This is a genomic window from Staphylococcus sp. HMSC069D12, assembly GCF_001810405.1.
Lineage (GTDB): Bacteria > Bacillota > Bacilli > Staphylococcales > Staphylococcaceae > Staphylococcus > Staphylococcus haemolyticus.
In genome coordinates this window covers 38,773-61,265 of sequence record NZ_KV801108.1, presented here as the reverse complement: position 1 = coordinate 61,265, position 22,493 = coordinate 38,773, and the positions used below count along the sequence as shown (strand labels likewise).

The window sequence follows — 22,493 nt, the reverse complement described above, 5'->3', positions numbered from 1 at the left end:
TACGAATTGCTTTTAAGATTAAAACATTCACTTTCAATTGTAAAGTATTGCTATTTTAAATCTATGCTATATGATCTTTATTATCACTCTTACGTACATAGTATTTAATTAATACTGCAACTACGATAAACAGACCAACAACACCCATAATGTTATATAAGAAGTTAATTAAGTCTGCGAAACCTACAAAGCTTAAAATAAATGCAGCAATCATCATAATAATGATAAAGATGTGATACTTTTTACTATATGGTTCTGTAAAACGTGCTGCGAATGAATAGCATAGTCCTAAGATTGTATTGTACATAACTGCTAACATGATGACAGTTAGAACAAGACCAATCCATGGATGAATAGCATTAGCTAATGTTAATGTTGGAATTTCAACATCTTTGATTTTAGGATATTCAGATTGTAGTGCAAAGTTAATTAGAGCAAGTAAGATAGTGTAAACCACACCGCCAAACATTGCACCTCCACCTGAAACTTTACGTTTAGAAGCGTCGCCTCCAATTGCAACAACTGTACTAAAGCCCACTGCAAAAGCTAGACCACCATACATTAATCCTCTAACTATACCCCAAAATACACTTGTTTTATCAACAGTACTGTTAACTTCATTTAAAGGAACGCTACCTGCAAATAAGTAGTAAACGGCAATAAGTATTACCATAATTATTAAGAATGGTGTGACGAAACCAAGTGCGCTCACGATTTTGTTAAAGTCTAATAATAATGTTAAATAAATGACAATAGTCATAATTAAGGCACCTAACCACGTAGGTATGCCAAAACTCTCTTGGAATGTTGCACCAGACCCTGCAATCATAGTGACTGCTATACCAAATAAGAAGAATACTAATATATAATCGAAGATTTTACTAAACTTTTCTCCGAATAAATATTTTAATGTTGACTCATGATTCGTAGCTTCAAATGCTGTACCTATTTTAGCAACTTGTCTACCTATAAAACCAAGAATCAAACCTGAAATAAGTACACCAATATAAGACCATAAACCATATGGTGTAAAGAATTGCATAACTTCTTGTCCAGTTGAGAATCCGGCACCTACTACAATGCCGACATAGGCGAAACCAATTTTTACAGCTTCTTTATTTAATCCCATGCGAAAATATAACCTCCTTAAATTTGACACATTGTGCATTATAACGCACTTCAAATAATATGCAACAGTGCATAAAGGTTACGAACCCGCGTTTATCGGCTATAAACACTATGCTATATACACTTGTTAAGGATTTAAAATTCTTTAAAAATTATTATAATTATCTTATTTTTCATAAATAAGTAACTAGTAAATCATATTTAATTTTAGATTAATGAGGAACATCATATCTACATCTTCAAACAGATAATAGCGATCATTATAGAGGAGGTAAAAAATAAGTTTAGGAGTAACTGCAAGTTTAATATTGGCTATTATCGCACTAGTCATTAGTTTTTTTAAATAAATAATTAAATTTAAAAATGACTTGAATTAAAAAGGCTGAGACAAAATTAAATGTCTCAGCCTATTTTACCAATTTGGCAATAGCTGACTGATTTGAAATTGACCTTGAATCAAGCTTTCTCAAACCTAGTCATCCTTGCCTGGTAGATGGGGCCCAGCAAAGAGAATTTCCTAAAGAAATTCTACAAGCTAAGCAAGCTGGGGATACAACGAAATAAATTTTGAAAAATACTATTTCTGACCCACTACTATATATAAAATCTAGAAAGTAATTATTTGCTCAATGATGCAATCATTTACATGCTGATTAATTAGAATTTCCATATTGTTGTAATTCATTAATATCAACAACAACATTATCCATACGTTTAGCTGTTTCTTTAAGTGCATTTCTTGCAACATGATTACTTGGATCTAATTTCAAAATTTGTTTAGCAACTTTGAAAGCTTCAGTATCAGTAATAACAGGTTCTGGAATGGCATGTAATAATAACATTTGTAATAGACTCTTAATTTCTTTACCATTCGTCAACTGAATGGACGCTTGTGCATGGTAATAAGCAGAATCCAATGCCCCTTCTATCTCACTTAGGGGATAGACAAGTAATAGAAATGCTAAATCATGCAATTCAGACGTTTCTTCAAATTTAATCATATCTAAAATACAAGTATAAAACATCATGCTTTCATTTTCATGTGCACATGAAATGTAGGCTTCTTCAAAATCTAAAAAGTCTGCTTTGGCCATTAGTTGTCTAACTTGTTCAAATTCTCCACTTAAAACGTATTCCTTGATGCTACTTTGCATGACCTTGACCACCTACTCTTTCGCTTTACTATAATAATCTATTTTATCACAATCAATTGTCACTTTCATTTTATAAATTACTTAATTGTAAAATTTATTTTGCGCATTTATTTGATTATTATATTCACCCAGATTATTTAAACATTAGTCAAATGTATTTTCTTTAAATGAAGTTTGAGCGACTTCTTGTATCGCTTCATCAGTTGTTCCGCCAACTGAGAGTTTCACTGCGGCAGTAAAACTACCTTCTACTATTGGTGCATCTATCTTCTTAACATGATGTGGTCCTTCATACATCTCAATTGCTAAATCTAAATTCATTTCAGAAGAACCTAGATCATAAAAGCACAATGCGTCATCATCTAAGTTATTGATAATATTTTGAATATCATCCAATGATGTACCTATGCCTCCATCGACACCGCCGTGAGCTATGACGTTAACATCTTGCGCCATCTGATTAAGCAATGCTTTAGTACCATTCGCAATGTCTTCACTATGGCTGATAATTATAATTGTTGTCATTCAATCTCATCTCCAATCAGTGCACTTAATACGTAAACCATACTTTGAGCACCAGGGTCGATATAACCTATTGAATCCTTTTTAAAGTATGCTGCACGTCCTTTTGTAGCTTCTATCTCTTTCGTATCAGTAGCAAATTGTTGTAGTATCTCTAATGTGATTGTTTCATCATTTTCTAAAGCTTCACGCGCTCGATCTACAACATCAAACATAGTCTTCTCATCTCGTTGTACTTTACCTCTCTGGGCAATCGCATTAGCAAATTCAGTAACAACAGCTTTTAAATTTTCTTTATCCATTTCATCATTAACAACATTAGCCATCTTAACAAAGCTAAATCCATATAATGGACCAGATGCACCACCAATATTTGACATTAATGCCATACCGGTAGATTTAAATAGCGATGACATACTACTATCATCTATCTTGTCTTTCAAACTTTTAAATCCACGCAACATATTGACACCATGATCGCCATCACCAATTGCTCTATCTAAATCCGTTAATAATGTTTCTTTCTCTGAAAACACTGCCTCTAAATTTAATAATCGTTGTTTCATATCTTTAACATCCATTTTTAATCACCTCAGTTGAATGTAGTTTTCTTTTTAAAAGTAGCGAGACGTAGTAGGTGCTTGTAAAGCTTTGAGTAGTTCTTCATTATTAGGAAGTAGTGTGATTGAAAAACCTTGCATATCTAATGAAGTCATATAGTCACCAACAAACCATTGCGCTACATCTCTATTTTGCTTTTCTAAATAAAGTGAACAATATTTAGTCACAATATTTAACTCTGATAGTGGTGTACCACCCATTCCATTAACTATAACGATTAATGATTGCTCTTGATTTTCTTTAAGTAATCGACTTAATAACCGTTCAATGATACTATCGATTTCTTCATAGTGTATTCGTTCAATTCCTTTTTCCCCATGAATACCTATCCCAATTTCTATATCCTCATCATTAATATCAAATCCATATTGGCCTGTTGTCGGAACCATTGGTGGTGTCAGTGCCATACCAATACTTTTAATTTGTGAAGCTATTGTTTCCGCTTTTTCTTTAATATCCTGTAGAGCTAAACCTTGTTCAGCTAAATAGCCTACATATTTATGAACGCATACTGTGCCTGCAACACCACGTCTTTGCGTTTCTTCAGACACTGATATGTCATCTTTAACGACAACCATCTCTACTTGAATATCTTCCATTTCTGCCATTTCTTGCGCCATTTCAAAGTTCATTACATCGCCAGCATAATTTTTAACAATTAATAAAACACCATCACCAGTATCGACAGCCTTAATTGCTTCTAACACTTTATCAGGTGTTGGTGAAGTAAATACTTCTCCGCAAACCGCCGCATCAAGCATCCCTTGCGCAACATAACCTGCATGAGCCGGTTCATGTCCACTACCGCCACCTGAAACAATCGCTACGCCTTTAGATTTCTTTTTACGTCGCACGACAACAGTTTCTGCAATGATTTCGATATCATTATTTGCTATTTTTAAACCGTCTAGCATATCTTTTAAAAAGTTTTCTTTTTGTTTCATTAGCTTTTTCATATGTAACCTCCTCCTTTGGCCTATCAATTTAATTATAAATCAAGCATAATGTATGCGCTATCATTTACATATAAATCGACTTTAATAAAAAAGTGGAAATGGAACAGAATTTGTCCTTATCCAAACACAGAGAATTTCAGCGTAAAATTCATTAATAGGGTCTGTCCACTCCCACGAAGATTACTACAATAGTAAAAAGGTTAATATTTAACTAATTAGAAACGATGTCTTAAATATATTTTATCCTTCAGCATCACTATTCAATGCACCAATTTTTAAATACTTTTAGATTTATACATTAAATAAATGAAATAAGGTGCGCCTATAATAGCAACTACAATACCAGCAGGTACCCCTGTCGGTTCAAGAATAACCTTACCAATGGTATCTGATAAAACAAGTAAGAAGGCACCTACAATAATTGAAATTGGTAAAAATAGTTGATGACGCGGTCCAATAATTGATTTTGCAATGTGTGGTCCCATTAAACCAATAAATGTAATAGCACCTGCAACAGCCACGGCAATTGATGATAAAACAACAGCAATAAAGAATAAAATTACACGTTCACGTTCAATCTTAACACCAAGTCCTTTTGCAATATGCTCATGTGTATTAATTAAGTTCAGCACATTAGATTTATATAAAAGAAATGGAATAATAATGATAAGCCATGGAATAGTTGCAATTACAAATGTAAAGTCATCGCCCCAGATATTACCAGCAAACCAAGTAGCAATAAATTCTGACTGATCTTCATTAAATTTAGACATAAGCGTAATAGAACCACCATATAAGGCTGTCTGCATACCTACACCAATTAGCACCATACTTGAAGGTGTAATGCCATCTCTCTTGTTCACACTAAATAAAAAGATAACAATTGCAGTAGCTACACCACCAATGACACTAATCACTGGTAACACATACACAAAATTATCAGGGTTAATATGTCCTATTGAAATAAATAGCGCTATGGCGAAACCACCGCCAGCATTAATACCTAAAAAACCTGGCTCCGCAATTGGATTCTTAGTGACACTTTGAATAATAGCACCACTTAAACTTAACGCAGCACCTGCTAAAATAGTAATTAACATTCGTGGAAAACGAAATTCCATTAAGATTAATTGATCATAATATTCACCTTGACCTATGAGCGTCTTTAAAAAATGATCAACCGGAATTTTATATTCTCCTGAAGACACACTCCATATACATGCGACTAATAATAATATTGAGAAAATTACTAAAGTAACGATTTGTTTTCGTCTTAATTTAGGATGAATCATATTGTGCGCCCCCCTCTTTTAACTAAGTATAAGAAGTAAGGTACACCGATAAATGAAATAATCGCTCCCACTGGCGCTTCACCTAACATTCGTGCAACAGTATCAGCTAAAATCATAAGTAAACCGCCTGTTAAAGCTGTTAATGGTAATACCTTTGCGTAGTCTGTGCCTACTAAGAATCTGACAATGTGAGGTACCATCAAGCCAACAAAGGCAATTTGTCCTACCATTGAAACGGCTACCCCCGCTAATATCATTGTTAAGAACAAACTTACTCCACGAATCAACGTGATATTTTGTCCCAAGCCTTTAGCAAGTGTCTCTCCTAAATTTAAAATCGTTAATTGTTTACTCATTGTTATGATGATAACAATAGCAATGATAATAACAGGTCCGCTCCACATAAGTTGTTTCCAAGTCGTACCTGAAACACCACCAGCAGTCCAGAAAGTAAGTGTTTGATTCAGCTTAAATGTTAAAGCAATACCTTGACTCAAAGCCGTTAAAAGTGCACTTACAGCAGCACCTGCTAAAATGATTCTCATAGGATTGAAGCCATCACGTCTAGATCGACCTATTGTTAAGACAATAAAGCCACCCAACATCGCACCTAAAAACCCTGCACACATGAGCATTAAGAATGGTACTGCCGGATAAAAAGCAAATGTTAACGCCAATGCAAATGAAGCCCCAGAGTTTAAACCTATTAAACTTGGATCTGCAAGTCCGTTTTTAGTTACGCCTTGAATAACAGCACCAGCAACTGATAATGCCATTCCAACTAATACCGCACCTAAATCACGCGGTATACGTATCTCACTAATAATATTATGTTGTTGATTTTTAGGATTATAATGAAAAATAGCATCCATAATAGTTGAAAAACTAATTTTTGCTTCACCTATCAAGATAGATACAAGCAATGCGCCTATTAACAACACAAAGACTAAAATAATATAGCCAATAAAACCTATGTTTACTTTTTTATCTTTCTCCATCATGATAAAAATTCCCTTTTCTTAGTTTATCTATATATTATGAATAATTGCGTTCGAATAAGTCATATGTCACTAACAATGGTTTACCTGTACGAGGGTCCGTACTAAGTACGACATCAATATTAAACACTTTTTCTAGAATATCTTTAGTCAACACGTCTTCAGTAGCGCCACAAGCAATGATTTCACCTTTCTTCATAGCGATAAGATGATCAGAAAAACGAATAGCCTGGTTAATGTCGTGTAAGACCATTATGATGGTACAACCTTGTTCTTTATTTAATTGTTGAACTAATTCTAAAATTTCTAATTGATGTGAGATATCTAAATATGTTGTGGGTTCATCTAGGAAAATAATGTCTGTTTTTTGAGCCAATGCCATCGCAATCCAAACTCGTTGACGCTGACCACCACTTAAATCATTAATAGAACGATGTCTAAATTCAGATGTGCCAGTAACATTTAAAGCCCAATCAATCTCTTTTTTATCTTCAGCAGATAGACGGCCGAACCCTTTTTGATGTGGAAAACGACCATAAGATACTAATTCTCCAACTGTAAGACCATCTGCTACTTCTGGTGTTTGTGGTAATATAGCAATTTTTTTAGCAATTTCTTTAGTTGATTGCGTATGAATATTTTCACCATCTAATTGAATTTCGCCATTTTTGATTGTTAATAAGCGTGACAATGCTTTTAATAATGTAGATTTCCCACAACCATTAGGCCCAATGATAGACGTAACCTTGCCATCTGGTATTTCTACATCTAAATTGTTAATAATCGTATGATCCCCATATCCAATTTCTACTTGTTCCGCTTTTAAACGATTCATGCTTTCCCTACTTTCATAATAAATAACTTTATGTACGATTGAGTTTTCCAATTGATAATAATTATCATAGTCAATAGTGGTATTATAACATCTTTGTAAATAACTGACTATTTGTAATCGACAAAACAAAGGTTAGGTATTTCATTAATTGATGTCGTCATATCACCTTCACCAATATATTGAAACACCTAACCTTATTCATTCTCATTATTCATCTGCTAAAAAGCCATTACCATATACATCTCTCACATCATGCACAACTAAAAAAGCTTGATTATCAATCTTTCGTATAATTTTCTTAGCTCGAGACACTTGTGTTTTTGCAACGACAACATATAATACGTCTTTTTCTTCACGACTATAATAGCCTCGACCATCTAATATTGTGAGACCTCGTCCAACTTGTTCATCTATCGCTTTCGCTACTTGGTCAGGCTTACTTGAAATAATTGTCATTGCTTTTTTAGTATTTAAACCTTCTATAACATATTCCATAACTTTGGTACCTATATATAATGATATAACTGTTACTAAGGCCATCTGCAATGGTAATACAGTTAATGATATGAGTACTACAATCAAATCAAAAAACAATAACGCATATGCAGTACTTACATCTAAATATTTATTAGCAATTTGTGCTAGTATCGTTGTCCCTGCAGTTGTACCACCAGCTAAAACAATAATACCAATGCCCAACCCAACACAAGAGCCACCAAATATAGCGTTAATAATGATATTTCCAGTTTCGACGTGCCAAGACTCAGTTAAACTTAAAAACACTGAGATAAGTACAGTTGCCACAATAGTTAATAACATACTTTTTTTACTTAAAAATTTATACCCTACAATGATCAGTAGTGCATTTGCTACAAAGTTCGTGATGGCTGGAGAAATGTGAAACGCATAATATAATACAATGGCTATACCTGTTACGCCACCTTCTCCTAAATTACCTGAGATAACGAATGCATTAACTCCAGCTGAAAATATGAAAGAGCCTAGTATAACTAAAAGTAAATCTTTAATATTTTTATTCACATACACCAACCCCTTTTAATGTAATATCATTAAAAAGGTTATCACAATCACTAGTGAAGCTACAATATGCATTTTAGAAATAGTCTATATCTAGATTATTTTCAAAGTATATTTCTATTTCATCATGTTTAAGTGAACTAATTTAAAAACAAATATAAATTTTCTGAATTTTTCGTTTACTTTGTCAATTACATTTGCTATAATGTGTATAACTTCTTAATAAGAGAAGTTATCTCCTTTGTGTTGTTTATAGTAACAAAACAAATTTTGCTCGAAGTACTGTGACAGTACCTAGTCCTTACCGTTACAAGTACATTAATATTCATTTCCCATAAAAACCAAGTATATAGAGTGTCTCCTCACCCTACATACTTGGTTTTTATCATGTTAACTAAAATCTACTGAAATAATTCAAAAAAATCGTGGAACGAAATTCAAATTGAATGATGTTCCACGATCCTTTTAAATTGTCAAACATGCTATGTATCTTCTTACCAAGCGAATAATCCGACAAACGCTGCAGTAAGTAATGATACTAATATACCTGCTAATAACATCATTGGTACGTATTTAGATACAAAATCTGATGTTTTTTGATCGACAATCCCTTTTAATGTTCCGACAATCATTCCGATTGTAGAGAAGTTAGCAAATGAAACTAAGAATGTTGAAATAACAGCTCTTCTGTGAGGGCTATATGAATCAACGACTTTACTAATTTCACCCATAACTACAAATTCATTAGTAACAATCTTCTTAGCCATTTGTTGAGCAACAATCCATGCTTCTCCCCATGGCAAACCAAGTAAAAGTGCAAATGGATACATAAATAAACCTAAAATTTGATTTAAACCGAAACTTCCTTTTACGCCTATCCATCCACCGACTAGACCTGTAATTAAGTTTATAAAGCGATCAATTAAGTCTGCTAAAGCAACAAAACTAATTACAAATGCAATGATGATTAATACTAATTTACCTGCATTAAGTACAGAATCACCTAAAAATGAGAAGAAAGGTTGACGTTCTACCGTTTCATTATTTTTGATGCTATAAATGATGTCTTCCTGTTCTTCAACACTTACCGGATTCAAAATTGAAGATACAATTATCGCATTAATAATATTTAGCGGTATCGCTGTTAATACGAGATCACCCGGTATCATTTGAACGTATGCACCAACAATAGCTCCAGAGATTGAACTCATTGACATCATAGCCACTGTTAATACACGCATTTCATTCATACGTTTCAATTGTTCGTTTGATACAGCTAAAGCTTCAGTATTACCTAAGAACATCATTTCGATGCCAAAGAATGATTCAAATTTAGGCTGACGCGTAATTTTCGCTAGCACCCAACCAATACCACCTATAATTTTAGGTAAAATATTGAAATACATTAATACGTCAAATAATGGTACTACAAGCAGAATTGGGAAGAGTGCGCTAATCGCCATATCCATCTGTTTACCGCTAGTGAAACTGCTGAATGCAAAGCCTGTTCCAGTATGCGCTGATTGAATTACCCATGCAATTGCTGAAGCTAATCCTTCTACAATCGTTCTCCCGATTTGGAAATAGACGAAGAACCATGCTAAAAACAAGTTTAATACTACAAGAATTAAAATAGATTTCCATTGGATGTTTTTGCGATCTCTTGAAAATAAAACTGCAATTCCCAAAAATGCAAGTAACCCAATGATGTTAACCAATAAAAACATAAGGCACCTACCTGATTAATTTTTTATGCCATTAATATCATAGCATGTCTATACAACAGAACCGTACTTTATTCACTAATTAACCCCAAAAGTTCTGTTAATAATATATTTTTAATTATACCATGAGGTAATGTTCGAGAAAACAAAGATTTTTTAAATAGTACAATAGAAAGCACTAGAGTTAAATTTACTGCTCTAGTGCTTTCTACTTTCATTTTAATTATGATTTTTTCTCAATATCTTTATAAATATAATCACCAATATATTGAGATGCTTTTCCATTTTCTATAGAACAAAAATCATTATAAAATGATTCTATCTTATCTTGATATTTCACTTTATGTTGATCAATTTGTTTTAACTCTTCAGCTAATTTAAACTCGTCTGTAATAATTTCACCTGGTAGGTCGTTCATGTAATCCATGTAGAAACCACGAAGTCCTTTATCATATTTTTCTATATCGTATGCAAAGAAAAATTGTGGACGCTTCAAGATACCAAAGTCAAACATAACAGAAGAATAATCAGTAACTAATGCATCAGAAATTAAGTATAATTCCGAAATGTCATTATAATTTGATACATCAATCGCAAAGTCATCATATCCATGTAAATCTAAGGCATTCGCAATTAGATAATGCATTCTTAATAAGATGACATACTCATCTCCTATTTCTTTTTGAAGATTAGCTAAATTAATTTTCAAATCAAATAAGTATTGTCCCTTTTTCACAAACTCATCGTCTCTCCAAGTTGGAGCATACATGATAACTTTCTTATCTGTAGGTAAATTCAAATCACGCTTAATTTGTTCAATATATTCAGTGTCATTTTGATGGTTAACTAATACATCATTTCTCGGATAACCAATCTCCCAAATACGGTCTTCATCCATCCAAAATGCTGATTTAAAAATATCAGAAGAATATCTATTTGGTGATACTAAACGATCCCAACGTGATGCTTCAGCATAGAAGTTCTTCTTATAGTTTGCAGTTGTCGTGCCAGGCATTCTAACCACTTTCATATCATTAGCTAAACGTTTTAATGGTGTTCCGTGCCAAGTTTGGATATACATTTGATTCTCTTTTTTATTTAAATATAAAGGTAATCTAGCGTTTGTAACCCAATATTTCGCTTTAGCATAGGCATCATAATAAGCTTGAGATCCTTTTTTCACTTTAGTAGCATTACCTGGAATATTGTTATTTTCTGGTTTTGAAAAGACCCAAATATAATTTAAATGAGGATAATGTTTTTGCATGTATTCATAAATATATTTAGGACTATCGCTATAATTTTTACCACCAAACGCTTCAAATACAATTGTATTCGAGTCAACTAAGTCTTCATTATCACTCAGTTGATATTTTGAGCGTTCTTTCATCTTGCTATTTAACACAATATTTTTAACTAAACGTGTTTTATTTCGTAAGTCATTAACATATTTGGCATTTTCAACATCATCCATTGATAAGAATAATATTTCTAAATTGTATAATACTTTCCCATCTTTTAGGATGTTCCATTTTAAAGCTTTAACAATTTTAATAAGCGCATCTTCAAGTGACACATATCGAGATTTTATATCTCTAAGTGCAGGATCAAATCCACTTTTAATTTCATTTTTCATTCGTTGAATGAGGAAATTTTTAATTCGCTTATCATTCGTTCTTTGCATAGCATCAAAGAAACTATTAACATGATCTTCAAATCTATTTGTAAAATCTTGATCACTCAATGTATTACCATAAAATGGATCGTATACCTCACCACGATAATAGAATGGGAAGTTGGTAATTCTAACAAAACGCTCCGCATATTTTAAATACTCAAGCACAAATGACGTATCTGCATAAATATCTAATGATTCATTAAATTGAATCTGATGCGCTTTAATAATGGCATTTTTAAATAAAATATTACATGCTGATTCTTTTCTCAAAATTGCATTTGGCCTTTTTTGATGAGAAGCATATTGCAAACGTACTTTATCTTTATCTACATACTGTGGTCGTTGACTTCTAAATTTATGAATTGGTGCAATCAGTGTATCTAAACCATTCACATGTTGAAGATAGTAATCAACAGCATATGAGGCCAATTGATCATCGGCATCTAGGAATAGTACGTATTGACCATGCGCTTGTTCCAAAGCTACATTTCGTGCATGTGCATGTCCAGTATTCTCTTGCAATTGAATGAAGTGAACGTCTTTATCATATGATTTTAATACTTCTTGTAAGATTTCTGTTGAGCGATCAGTTGAACCATCATCGACAACAATAATGTCAAAATCTTGATTTCTCTGGCTTTTTAAACTGTGAATACACTCACTAATATAATCTTCATTATTAAAATACGTAATAATAATCGATAATTTATTCAATATATTTCTCTCCAATTTTCTATTTATTCTCCGCATGTGTTACGTCATCGATGAGTGATTGATAATTATTTGATGCTTGTTCTACACTAAATTTTTCACTTAATTTTACATCTTTGAAATGAATATTTCTAGCCATTTCCATTGCATCCGCAAACCCTTCGATGTCATCTTTTTTCACAATTATACCATTTTCATGATTAGTAATTAACTCACTCGGTCCATAACGTACGTTATATGAGATAACAGGGCAACCGCTGTTTATACTTTCCATAATCGATAACCCAAAGCCTTCATACCGACTTGTCAATAGTGAAGCTATCACTTTTGAAAAGACTTCTTTAGGATGATTAGTGTGTCCTTTGAATATTACTTTATCTTCAAGTTGAAGTGTTTTAACCAATTGCTTCAATTTGTTTAAATTACCCTCTTTATCTTTTCCATATACAAGCAACGTAGATGAATAACCTTTTTTCAAATAAATATCAAACGCTTTGATAATATGATCAATTTGTTTTTCTTGAGCCAATCTACCAATAAAGCAAAATTGATCTTCTACATCATCTCGACTATTTGAGTGCGCTATGCTGACAAAATGAGGTATGACATCTATTTTATTATCATCTATGCCAAACTGTGATTGAATATCATGTTTTTGATATTCTGTTAAAACTATATATTTATCGATTATTTCTTGTTTATCTAGTGCTAATTTATATGAATGACGAACTTTATTACCTTGTAAATGATTGCTATGAAACATTAATATGCGCTTAATGTCATTTTCACAATCAATCAATGGTCTGTCGAGTAAGCGTGCATCATTAAATACAACACTTCCATTAGGTAAAACATGGTTATAATAATAAGTAAATAACGCTTTTTCATTATTAAAGGTGCGCGTCTCACCGTGCATTGATAGATGTTGAATATCAATCAATTTGTTCTTTTCATCGTTCGTAAAATGTTTCTTTAAATAAACGTTACCCTTTTTATCATAATATTCTTCCATTGTTTTGATTGCCCTTACATCATCAAAGTAATCAATTTTATGTAATCTGCCATTTAGCGTGAATGCCTTACGTTTAGATACCTTTTGTGAATTAGGATTGATTGTATCTTCAAACTTCATAATCTGTCTATTCGCATAATATTTGCGAAATAACACATAAACATTATCTTTATAGTATTTTACGTTATCGCCTTCTCGAATGGCCTCTAACCCACGTATTTTAACTTTAGTTTGAATTGGTAACTTTCTAAATAATTTGGGTTCAACTGGTTCCTCTAATAAATTATAATTCGCAAGCCAATCGTATATGTTGTCTAATTTTGTATTCTCAGTTATTAATTCTTTATTCCTAAAAATTCGATATACATTTTTATAATTAGCGTTATAGTTCGTCGTTAGAATTGTAGAAGTTTCTCCCAATTGAGTTTCTAAAAACTTTACTCTATGTAACAAAGATTTTGTTCTTCCACCATGTGTAGGAGGTAAGGTGGAAGTTATTGTATATAACATAATTATGCTCCAATCTTAAGTTTTAAAGTGTGAGACTGTATACTCACATACGTCATTTAATTATTGATGATTATTTCACAGTTAACTACATAAGACAAAACATATCCTTCATTTTTTCTTATTAAAAAAGTAGTTGGAGCTAACATAAGTCCCAACTACCTAATATTCATTACTCGGTTAAATTTTGAGTAGTAACAAACTGATGGTATTTTTCGTGATTTCTCATTAATTCAGCATGTGTACCTTCACCTGTTACCTTACCTTGATCTAGGAATATGATTTTGCCTGCTTTTTTTATAGTTGAGAGACGATGTGCAATAACAATAGTGGTTCTTCCTTCCATAAGAATTTCTAATGCCTCTTGGATTTTTTGTTCGCTCTCACTATCTAAATTTGCGGTAGCTTCATCTAATAATAAAATATCAGGATTTTTCACAAAACTGCGTGCAATATCGATACGTTGTCTTTGACCACCAGATAACTTCAGACCACGTTCACCTACTAACGTGTCATAGCCATCATCAAACTGCATAATAAAGTCGTGACAATTCGCTAACTTAGCATACTTAATCAATTCTTCATCCGACACTTCACGGTTTATACCATATAAAATATTGTCACGTATCGTACCACTCATCATAGAATTCGATTGCATTACATAACCAATCTTGTTTCGCCAATTTGTAATTGGAACATCATAAATACTTTGCGTTCCATATTTAATATCTCCAGATTTAATGTCATACATACGTTCAATCAAATTGAAAATTGTACTTTTTCCTGAACCCGACGGACCAACAAATGCGCTCACCTCTCCTTGAGGTATACGGAAAGATACGTTACTAAGAATCGTTTTAATATCATATTTAAAATCAACATTTTCAAATGACAATTCACCATCGTTAATTGAGATATCTTCTATAGGTTGTAAATCTTCCATTGGTTCAATAGGTTCTTGCATGATTTCAAAGATTCTACTACTTGCACCAACTGCTTTTTTATAATCTGTAACTAAGGTTGAAAGATTCATTAATGGCATAGATAACTGCATCACATAAAAAATCATCGCAATTAACGCACCAGCTGTTATCGCACCTGTAGCTATCCTTATCGCACCGAATCCTAATATAACTGCGATCATTAATAACATAATCACACTTGAAATAGGTTGAATGACAGCTGTAATTTTTGCTTGTCGCAGACCTAAATTATAAATCTCACGTAAATTACTGTGCGCGTTGTTTAATTCTTGCCTTTCTGTATTCGATACTTTTACTAAACGCATCTCAGTTAACACACGACCTAGCAAACCACTAAAGTTAGCAATTTCAGTTTGTGTGTTCATTGATATCTTTTGCATTTTGCGACCTAATGGAATCATTATTGCCATAAATATCGGAATTGCAATAAATGTTAATAATGTCATTTGCCAGTCCATAATAAACAACATAACTATGGATCCAATGAGTGTAATTACTGCGGGAAGTAATTGTGGCAATTTCTGTGAAATAAATTCATTTATAACCTTAGTATCGTCTGTCAAACGACTCATTAACTGCCCACTTTCATTCTTATCAAAAAAAGGCATTTTTAATTTAATGATATGTTCCCAAAGTATTGATCGAATATCGTAAATCATTTTTTCACCAATTTTACTTAGTAGATAAATACCAATACCACTTAGTAGTGCATTAGCTATAAATATTCCTGCAAATAAAAGAACGATATTCCAGTTGATACTACTTGTTGAGAATTTATCAACTAATCGTCCGGTAAATAGAGGAATTAATAGACCACTAATACTCCCTAGCGAAGAAATAATGATTGCCGCAATAATCAGTCCATATGGCCACGACAATCGTTTAAATAAGAAAAATAACGGATTTCGTCCTTTCATAAATTAGCCCTCTTTTTATATTCATTTTAAAAATTTAATTATCTTATTTTCCAAGTATAAAGCTTTAACAAATAAATTCATATAAACAAATTTATATGATAAAATATTTTAGTTGAAATTTTGAAAAAGGAAAGATAAGAATGAAACGAAACTTAATAATTACCTTTGCTCTACTTTTAACCATTGTTATTATAGCACCTAACTCCTACGCTTCCGAATATGAACCAACACCTACTGAAATTGCTAGACAATATGGTTACCCGAATGTAACAGATGCCTATCAACCTGAAGGTAGCATAAATGTAAGTCAAACCGGGCAAATTTTGTACGACTATCAATCTAACCAAAAATGGTACCCCGCTTCAATGACGAAGCTAATGACAATGTATCTTACACTTGAAGCCGTGAATAAAGGTGAGCTTTCTTTAAATGACAAAGTACATATTACGGACAAACATTATCGCATGTCAACTTTACCAGAATTAAGTAATACGAAATTATATGCTGGTGAAACATATACAATTAGCGAGCTACTCCAAATTACAGTTTCTAACTCAAGTAACGCTGCAGCTTTAATTTTAGCTGATGAGGTTTCGGGAAATGTGAATGATTTTACTGATTTAATGAATAAGAAAGCTAAAGCATTAGACATGTCAAACACACATTTCGTAAACCCAACAGGTGCTGAAAATAAGCAATTAAAAGAATTTGCGCCATCAAAATATAAAAACCAAGACAATACTACTTCCACTGCGAAAGATTTTGCAATTTTAGATCAGCATATCATCAAAGAGACTCCTAAGATATTACATTTCACTAAACAACTTGCTCCTACACAACACGGTGTCACATATTATACATTCAATCATTCATTAGAAGGAGCCAAAATGAGTTTGCCGGGTACAGATGGTTTAAAGACTGGCTCAAGTGATGTTGCAGATTATAATCACACGATTACAACTAAACGTAACAACTTCCGCATTAACCAAGTTATTATGGGAGCAGGAGATTACGTGAATTTAGGTGGAGAAAAGCAACGTAATATGATGGGAAATGCCATGATGAACCGTTCTTTCGATCAATACAGTTATAAAAAGGTACTTTCAAAAGGTACACATAAAATCAATGGCAAAAAATACTATGTCAAAGACAACTTATATGATGTAGTACCTGAAGGTATGAATAAAAAAGATTATAAATTTATCGTTAAAGATGGTTCAATTCATCTTGACTACAATCGTCAATTTCTTACAAAAGATGATAGACCTCCAAAAGTTGAAGTAACGAAACCTCTATTGCACAAAGCAAATACCATTGCTCAAACGACGTGGAAAGAGCATCCAGTGGTTACCTTTGTCGCATTAGCATTATTAGCAATTGCATTTATACTTATTGTACGTTCAATTATTCATTTATTATTTAAACGTAAATAAAGTGATTGATAACTCTTTGACTATATAGTAACAATATCTTTTACTTTCATTATTAATATAAAGAACCTAAGTGCTATATCACTTAGGTAAGAAATTCTAAAATGTAAAACAATTAAGAATTACTTTAAAGAACTGCTATAGAGACGTCACCTCAGGAACGTGAAGTAACTTAAGTTAAACAAAGAAGCCAGCAAATGAATTCAAAAAGTTCATTTGCTGGCTCTTTTAATAGGATTAAGACCTTATATTTTTAATTATTTAGCGTCTTTGCCATATAATTCTTGTTTAATCTTAGTTGTTGAAATACCTTCAGTACGTTTTAAGTATACGACTTCACATTTATCTTTTAAGAAGTCGAATTCACCTTCCCAGTCATGTCCCATTACAAAGACATCTACTTCAAAGCGATCCACATCAATTTCTTTTTGACCCCAATCATTCTCAGGAATAACTAAATCAACATAACGAATTGATTCTAACATCATTTTACGTTGTTCATAATCATAATATGACTTTTTATTCTTAATTTGATTGAATTCATCTGAAGATAAAGCAACTATTAAATAATCGCCCATTTCACGCGCTCTTCTTAGTAATTCAATATGACCATAGTGTAATAAGTCATAAGTACCATAAGTAATAACTCTTCTCATAAACGCTATCTCCTTAACATAATTTTTAACATTTTTTCATAATCTTAATTTAGCATAAATAAAATTTACATACCATTAATTTTATAAGTTATACTACACTATCTCTTTAAAGTACGCTTAACTAACTGTTTACTGCTAAAGGCAAATTTTTTAGGGATAACTTGTGCTTGAAAACGAAAATATCCTGGTCTTCCAATACCAACATCGATAAGCGTTTGACGCCACTTCTCGTAAGTGTCACGTGTCCAATTTGTTGCACCTTGCTCAACTGCTTGAATGATTCTAAACAACGCATCGCCAGAGTAGTTCGTATGTTGCATATCTTTAATGTAATGCGTGACCTTATCAATAAATTCAGGTGTAACTTTACTGTATTTTAATAAGTAAGCTTGGATAAGATAACTAACAATTAAATCATCCATTCGATAACTATAGTATGCTTTCTCATTTGTTAAAAGTAGCATCTCCATGACGTGCTGACGTACTCGTCGAGCATCTTCAATATAAGATATAAATGTATCAGCTCGTTTATCTGTGATTGAACCTTCTTGCTCATTATAGCCATATATAATGAGTGGTAGTAATTGGATATCGCGCGCTGTTAAATAAGCTCGTGTGACAAAGGTATGCTCTTCACAAAATACAACGTCTTCATCAAAACGTAATACACTAAATTTAGAATTAAATAATTTTCCACCAGGACCAATAGATTGCAAAATTTCAGGCGCTTGAGCTAAAGATACTAGTGATTCACGATTCATTTCCTCATGTGTCGGTACAATTTTCCAATCTCCTTGGACACCTCTACCAATTTGACCAATGACGATATCAACCTCTTGATTACGTTCATAGTAATCTATCATCTTATCTAGTCTTCCCGGTAAAAATTGATCATCTGCATCTAAAAACATAAATGCTTCAACATCATCAGACATTGCAGCTAATCCAAAATTTCTACTTGCAGCTGCACCTTGATTATCTTGATTGTAAATCATAATATTTTTAACTTCTTTTTGTAATTGAGTGAGCTCATGTCTCGAATGGTCTGTAGAACCATCATTCACACAAATGATTTCAGTCTCATGTGTTGTATCGATAGATTTGATTGCTCTACGTATTGTCTTTTCTGCATTATATACAGGTATTATGATAGCTATTTTCATCTTTTCACCATCTTTTCAATAAATTCTGTAACGCGTCGAACACTATCTTCACGATTATACTTATGCCAATTTTTAAATAAAGGTTTGAACAAGGCAATATCATTTCTAATTTTTAAAATTAATTCTTCTTCTGTTGTTACTTTATATTGTTGTGGAATTGCTTTATAAAATTGGTTTAAGCCACGAATTTTATCATATTTATGCTCGTCGTACACATAAAATAATGTTGGTTTGTCTAATAAACTCGCCTCAATAGGTAATGAACTATAATCACTAATAATCACATCCGCCATAATCATCAATTCTTGTGTTGTGGCTATAGATTGACTTTTTGAAATAGATGGATGTAATTGATTAATCAATGTGTACTCGGGTAGCGCTTCTTCAAAGCGAGCAACATCTATTTGTCTATTGTTTTCAGAACCTTCACGATAAGTAGGAACATAGACCACCAATTTTTTATGAATATTATAATGCTTTTTCAAACGTTCTTGCTCGGCCTTAAGATTGAATTTTAAATATTTTGATAGACGTGGTAAACCGAGTGGCAATAATTGTTCTTCAGTAGCTTCAAATGACTCTTTAAAACATGTTCCCATCTCTTTACCACCAATAAGATAATAATTAGTCGCTTGATACACGCGTTGATATTGTCTAACCATGGTTACATTAGTCAAATCAACTTGATGATCAGTCAGCCCAAAATTTTTCAGTGCGCCAGATGCATGCCACGTTTGAATAATCGTTTGTGTCTTCTTCTTAGTATAACCACCTAGCATTAAATAATACGTATCGATTAAAATGACTTTCGAACTACTTAATGCTTTTATATGTTTGACGATATATTTGTTTCCTGCTGGTATGAAAGTAATGTTGTTAAGATGTTTCAGCCCATATTGTTCTTCAAATTTTGCAATTACAGTTATTTTGTAACCTTTATTGTCTAATTCGTTAATAATCGGCATGACATCTTCAGGAAATGTCATGAGTACCGTAATTTGCTTTTTATCAACTTGTCTACTTTTGTAAATAAAATTCAATAATGTAATCATCAACATATATACTTTTTTAATAATTAGTCGCATACATTTACCTCTCATATTTTCATTATAAAAATTACAAATCAAAAATTGTCATTATGCTGTATACACAAAGTCCTTGATAAACGCATCAACATTTATCAAGGACTTTAAATTATAAGAAATCTGCGAAATGATCACGATATCTTCGATGTAAAATTGAACCTAGAACAAAGAAAATTAAAATAACTATCACGTTATAAATTAATAATTTCCAATGTTCTATAAAGTACCATTCGTGGAATAAAATCGCTGCACGATATGATTCAGCCAAGAAATAAACTGGATTAAATTTAATAATTTCACCAATTGTTCCACCAATACCTGAATCTTTAGGTACCCATAAAATTGGAGACATATAGAATAAAATTCTTAGCAAAGCCTGCATGATCATTTGTGTATCCCGTACAATAATGCCGAGTGTCGACGTAAATAATGCAACAGATGCTGTAAAGAAAAATGTCATTGGTACATAAATTAATAATTGTACAATATGAATAGAAGGGAAAATACCATTAACGATACAAATTCCTATAATAATTAACAATAAACCTATATGACCATAAAAACGACTGGTTACAGTGTAAGTTGGTATGATAGAAAGTGGGAAATTCATCTTTGCCACTTGATTAAACTTCATAGATACTGATTTAGTACCTTCAAGAATACCTTGGTTTACGAAGAACCACATACTAATCCCTACAAGTAGCCAATAAATAAAAGGTATCCCATGAATAGGTTGGTTACTTCTAATCCCCATACCAAATACAAACCAGTAAACCATGATTTGTAATGCTGGATTCAGTAATTCCCATGCTACACCAAGATAGTTATTCGTATTCGTTATTTTAATTTGAAATTGTGCAAGTCTTTGCACTAAGTAAAAATTCTTGATATGTTCTTTAAAAACAGATCCTACTGCCGACATTGAAATTAACCACGCTTTCAATTAAATATCCACAATGTATTTACATTTTTTATTTAAAATTAGGATAACTATATTATATATAACATTTTCTCAAAAGTTTAATATAATTATTACGTACATATAGTATTATTTTATATTGTAGAGAAGATTACTAGAAAATAAGAACCATAACTATGGACTTAATTTTCCAAAAAAAGTAGAATCTACTTATTGTTTACAAAAAGTTATTCAAAATCTCTTATACACTTTACACTAGGTTAATAAATTTAACAACTATTGTATGATGTATTATAATCTATATAAGTATTTATAAGGAAGGAAATATCATGAGCGTATCTGTAAATATAAAGAATGTGACAAAAGAATATCGCATTTATCGTAATAATAAAGAACGCATTAAAGATGCCTTAATCCCTAAAAATAAAAACAATACATTTTTCGCTTTAGATGATGTCTCTATAACAGCTCACGAAGGTGATGTCATAGGCTTAGTCGGCATTAACGGCTCAGGTAAATCTACATTAAGTAATATGATTGGTGGTTCTATTTCCCCAACTTCTGGAAATATTGAACGTAATGGTGAAGTCAGCGTCATCGCAATCAATGCAGGTCTGAATGGTCGTTTAACTGGTGTAGAAAATATCGAATTTAAAATGTTATGCATGGGATTCAAAAGAAAAGAAATCAAGCAACTTATGCCTCAAGTTATAGAATTTAGTGAACTCGGCGAATTTATCCATCAACCTGTTAAAAATTATTCAAGTGGTATGCGTGCTAAATTAGGATTCTCGATTAATGTTACAATTAATCCTGATATCTTAGTCATTGACGAAGCATTATCTGTTGGTGACCAAACTTTCACTCAAAAATGCTTAGACAAAATTTATGAGTTCAAAGAAGCGAATAAAACGATTTTCTTCGTAAGTCATAATATTCGCCAAGTCCGTGAATTTTGTACTAAAATTGCCTGGATTGAAGGCGGAAAGCTCAAAGAATACGGAGATTTAGAAGAGGTTCTTCCTAAATATGAGCAATTCTTAAAGGACTTTAAGAAAAAATCAAAAGCTGATCAAAAAGCATTTCGCAAAGGTTTAGATGAAAAACGCTTTATTGTTAAATAGCGATAATTATAATAAAAAATTTTAAAGGCGGATTCAGCCC

Annotated in this window: 19 protein-coding genes; 2 read left to right on the top strand and 17 right to left on the bottom strand. The window is 32.2% G+C overall.

Translation table 11 applies throughout. The features are described from left to right. Positions 1-61: 61 nt before the first annotated feature. From HMPREF2737_RS06055 to HMPREF2737_RS05995, 13 genes are all read right to left on the bottom strand, one after another. Complete coding sequence (locus tag HMPREF2737_RS06055) at positions 62-1,129, bottom strand: YkvI family membrane protein (RefSeq protein ID WP_037548317.1); 1,068 nt, start codon at positions 1,127-1,129, stop codon at positions 62-64. Between the two features lie 652 nt (positions 1,130-1,781). Continuing rightward, a complete protein-coding gene (locus HMPREF2737_RS06050) occupies positions 1,782-2,282 on the bottom strand; it encodes a hypothetical protein (protein WP_037548314.1) in 501 nt (166 codons plus the stop codon). Positions 2,283-2,426: 144 nt separating this feature from the next. Next, positions 2,427-2,807 (bottom strand): dihydroxyacetone kinase phosphoryl donor subunit DhaM, encoded by a 381-nt coding sequence (gene dhaM / locus HMPREF2737_RS06045; protein WP_037548310.1) that lies wholly within the window; start codon positions 2,805-2,807, stop codon positions 2,427-2,429. Beyond that, positions 2,804-3,385 carry a dihydroxyacetone kinase subunit DhaL gene (dhaL, locus tag HMPREF2737_RS06040; RefSeq protein WP_037548306.1) on the bottom strand — a complete coding sequence of 194 codons (582 nt, stop codon included), beginning with the start codon at positions 3,383-3,385 and terminating at the stop codon, positions 2,804-2,806. Before dhaL ends, dhaM begins: the two co-directional genes overlap by 4 nt. A 33-nt stretch (positions 3,386-3,418) precedes the next feature. Continuing rightward, on the bottom strand, positions 3,419-4,381 hold the full coding sequence (dhaK, locus tag HMPREF2737_RS06035) for a dihydroxyacetone kinase subunit DhaK (RefSeq protein ID WP_037548302.1): 963 nt from the start codon (positions 4,379-4,381) through the stop codon (positions 3,419-3,421). A 275-nt stretch (positions 4,382-4,656) separates the two neighbouring features. After that, entirely contained in the window at positions 4,657-5,673 is a 1,017-nt protein-coding gene (locus HMPREF2737_RS06030) for a FecCD family ABC transporter permease (RefSeq protein ID WP_037548300.1), read from the bottom strand. Next, on the bottom strand, positions 5,670-6,674 hold the full coding sequence (locus tag HMPREF2737_RS06025; protein WP_037548297.1) for a FecCD family ABC transporter permease: 1,005 nt from the start codon (positions 6,672-6,674) through the stop codon (positions 5,670-5,672). The genes HMPREF2737_RS06030 and HMPREF2737_RS06025 overlap by 4 nt, the downstream gene beginning before the upstream one ends. Before the next feature lie 34 nt (positions 6,675-6,708). Then, positions 6,709-7,506: an ABC transporter ATP-binding protein gene (locus HMPREF2737_RS06020; protein ID WP_037548294.1), complete on the bottom strand. Its 798-nt coding sequence runs from the start codon at positions 7,504-7,506 to the stop codon at positions 6,709-6,711. Positions 7,507-7,713: 207 nt separating this feature from the next. After that, a complete protein-coding gene (locus HMPREF2737_RS06015; RefSeq protein ID WP_037548291.1) occupies positions 7,714-8,547 on the bottom strand; it encodes a YitT family protein in 834 nt (277 codons plus the stop codon). A gap of 491 nt (positions 8,548-9,038) precedes the next feature. Further along, positions 9,039-10,271, bottom strand: coding sequence for a NupC/NupG family nucleoside CNT transporter (locus HMPREF2737_RS06010; RefSeq protein WP_011276509.1), 1,233 nt, complete (start codon positions 10,269-10,271; stop codon positions 9,039-9,041). Positions 10,272-10,491: 220 nt separating this feature from the next. Further along, a complete protein-coding gene (locus HMPREF2737_RS11270) occupies positions 10,492-12,660 on the bottom strand; it encodes a bifunctional glycosyltransferase/CDP-glycerol:glycerophosphate glycerophosphotransferase (RefSeq protein ID WP_080287534.1) in 2,169 nt (722 codons plus the stop codon). A 19-nt stretch (positions 12,661-12,679) separates the two neighbouring features. Then, positions 12,680-14,179 carry a glycosyltransferase gene (locus HMPREF2737_RS06000; RefSeq protein WP_037548288.1) on the bottom strand — a complete coding sequence of 500 codons (1,500 nt, stop codon included), beginning with the start codon at positions 14,177-14,179 and terminating at the stop codon, positions 12,680-12,682. A 169-nt stretch (positions 14,180-14,348) separates the two neighbouring features. After that, positions 14,349-16,076: an ABC transporter ATP-binding protein gene (locus tag HMPREF2737_RS05995; protein WP_037548285.1), complete on the bottom strand. Its 1,728-nt coding sequence runs from the start codon at positions 16,074-16,076 to the stop codon at positions 14,349-14,351. A gap of 140 nt (positions 16,077-16,216) precedes the next feature. Between HMPREF2737_RS05995 and pbp4 the strand changes: the two genes are divergently transcribed. Then, the gene (gene pbp4, locus HMPREF2737_RS05990) at positions 16,217-17,509 is read left to right on the top strand and encodes a penicillin-binding protein PBP4 (protein ID WP_037548283.1); all 1,293 of its coding nucleotides are present in this window, start codon (positions 16,217-16,219) and stop codon (positions 17,507-17,509) included. Between the two features lie 254 nt (positions 17,510-17,763). Here pbp4 and tagD read toward each other — a convergent pair whose 3' ends face one another. The 4 genes from tagD to HMPREF2737_RS05970 form a co-directional block, all read right to left on the bottom strand. After that, positions 17,764-18,162 carry a glycerol-3-phosphate cytidylyltransferase gene (gene tagD, locus HMPREF2737_RS05985; RefSeq protein ID WP_011276515.1) on the bottom strand — a complete coding sequence of 133 codons (399 nt, stop codon included), beginning with the start codon at positions 18,160-18,162 and terminating at the stop codon, positions 17,764-17,766. Between the two features lie 98 nt (positions 18,163-18,260). Then, a complete protein-coding gene (locus HMPREF2737_RS05980) occupies positions 18,261-19,325 on the bottom strand; it encodes a glycosyltransferase family 2 protein (RefSeq protein WP_037548280.1) in 1,065 nt (354 codons plus the stop codon). Beyond that, positions 19,322-20,410: a teichoic acid glycerol-phosphate primase TarB gene (gene tarB, locus HMPREF2737_RS05975; protein WP_037548278.1), complete on the bottom strand. Its 1,089-nt coding sequence runs from the start codon at positions 20,408-20,410 to the stop codon at positions 19,322-19,324. The genes HMPREF2737_RS05980 and tarB overlap by 4 nt, the downstream gene beginning before the upstream one ends. Before the next feature lie 109 nt (positions 20,411-20,519). Beyond that, positions 20,520-21,332 (bottom strand): ABC transporter permease, encoded by an 813-nt coding sequence (locus tag HMPREF2737_RS05970; RefSeq protein ID WP_037548273.1) that lies wholly within the window; start codon positions 21,330-21,332, stop codon positions 20,520-20,522. A gap of 326 nt (positions 21,333-21,658) precedes the next feature. Here HMPREF2737_RS05970 and tagH point away from each other — a divergent pair, with 326 nt between their 5' ends. Further along, positions 21,659-22,453, top strand: coding sequence for a teichoic acids export ABC transporter ATP-binding subunit TagH (gene tagH, locus HMPREF2737_RS05965; RefSeq protein ID WP_033080080.1), 795 nt, complete (start codon positions 21,659-21,661; stop codon positions 22,451-22,453). Positions 22,454-22,493 lie beyond the last annotated feature (40 nt).

Coding starts and splice junctions, on each gene's coding strand:
- dhaM (WP_037548310.1), bottom strand. CDS start 2,807: ATGACAACAATTATAATTATCAGCCATAGTGAAGACATTGCGAATGGT.
- dhaL (WP_037548306.1), bottom strand. CDS start 3,385: ATGGATGTTAAAGATATGAAACAACGATTATTAAATTTAGAGGCAGTG.
- HMPREF2737_RS06000 (WP_037548288.1), bottom strand. CDS start 14,179: ATGTTATATACAATAACTTCCACCTTACCTCCTACACATGGTGGAAGA.
- HMPREF2737_RS05970 (WP_037548273.1), bottom strand. CDS start 21,332: ATGTCGGCAGTAGGATCTGTTTTTAAAGAACATATCAAGAATTTTTAC.
- HMPREF2737_RS06025 (WP_037548297.1), bottom strand. CDS start 6,674: ATGATGGAGAAAGATAAAAAAGTAAACATAGGTTTTATTGGCTATATT.
- pbp4 (WP_037548283.1), top strand. CDS start 16,217: ATGAAACGAAACTTAATAATTACCTTTGCTCTACTTTTAACCATTGTT.
- HMPREF2737_RS06055 (WP_037548317.1), bottom strand. CDS start 1,129: ATGGGATTAAATAAAGAAGCTGTAAAAATTGGTTTCGCCTATGTCGGC.
- HMPREF2737_RS06030 (WP_037548300.1), bottom strand. CDS start 5,673: ATGATTCATCCTAAATTAAGACGAAAACAAATCGTTACTTTAGTAATT.
- HMPREF2737_RS05980 (WP_037548280.1), bottom strand. CDS start 19,325: ATGAAAATAGCTATCATAATACCTGTATATAATGCAGAAAAGACAATA.
- HMPREF2737_RS06020 (WP_037548294.1), bottom strand. CDS start 7,506: ATGAATCGTTTAAAAGCGGAACAAGTAGAAATTGGATATGGGGATCAT.
- tarB (WP_037548278.1), bottom strand. CDS start 20,410: ATGCGACTAATTATTAAAAAAGTATATATGTTGATGATTACATTATTG.
- tagH (WP_033080080.1), top strand. CDS start 21,659: ATGAGCGTATCTGTAAATATAAAGAATGTGACAAAAGAATATCGCATT.
- dhaK (WP_037548302.1), bottom strand. CDS start 4,381: ATGAAAAAGCTAATGAAACAAAAAGAAAACTTTTTAAAAGATATGCTA.
- HMPREF2737_RS05995 (WP_037548285.1), bottom strand. CDS start 16,076: ATGAAAGGACGAAATCCGTTATTTTTCTTATTTAAACGATTGTCGTGG.
- HMPREF2737_RS06050 (WP_037548314.1), bottom strand. CDS start 2,282: ATGCAAAGTAGCATCAAGGAATACGTTTTAAGTGGAGAATTTGAACAA.
- HMPREF2737_RS06010 (WP_011276509.1), bottom strand. CDS start 10,271: ATGTTTTTATTGGTTAACATCATTGGGTTACTTGCATTTTTGGGAATT.
- tagD (WP_011276515.1), bottom strand. CDS start 18,162: ATGAGAAGAGTTATTACTTATGGTACTTATGACTTATTACACTATGGT.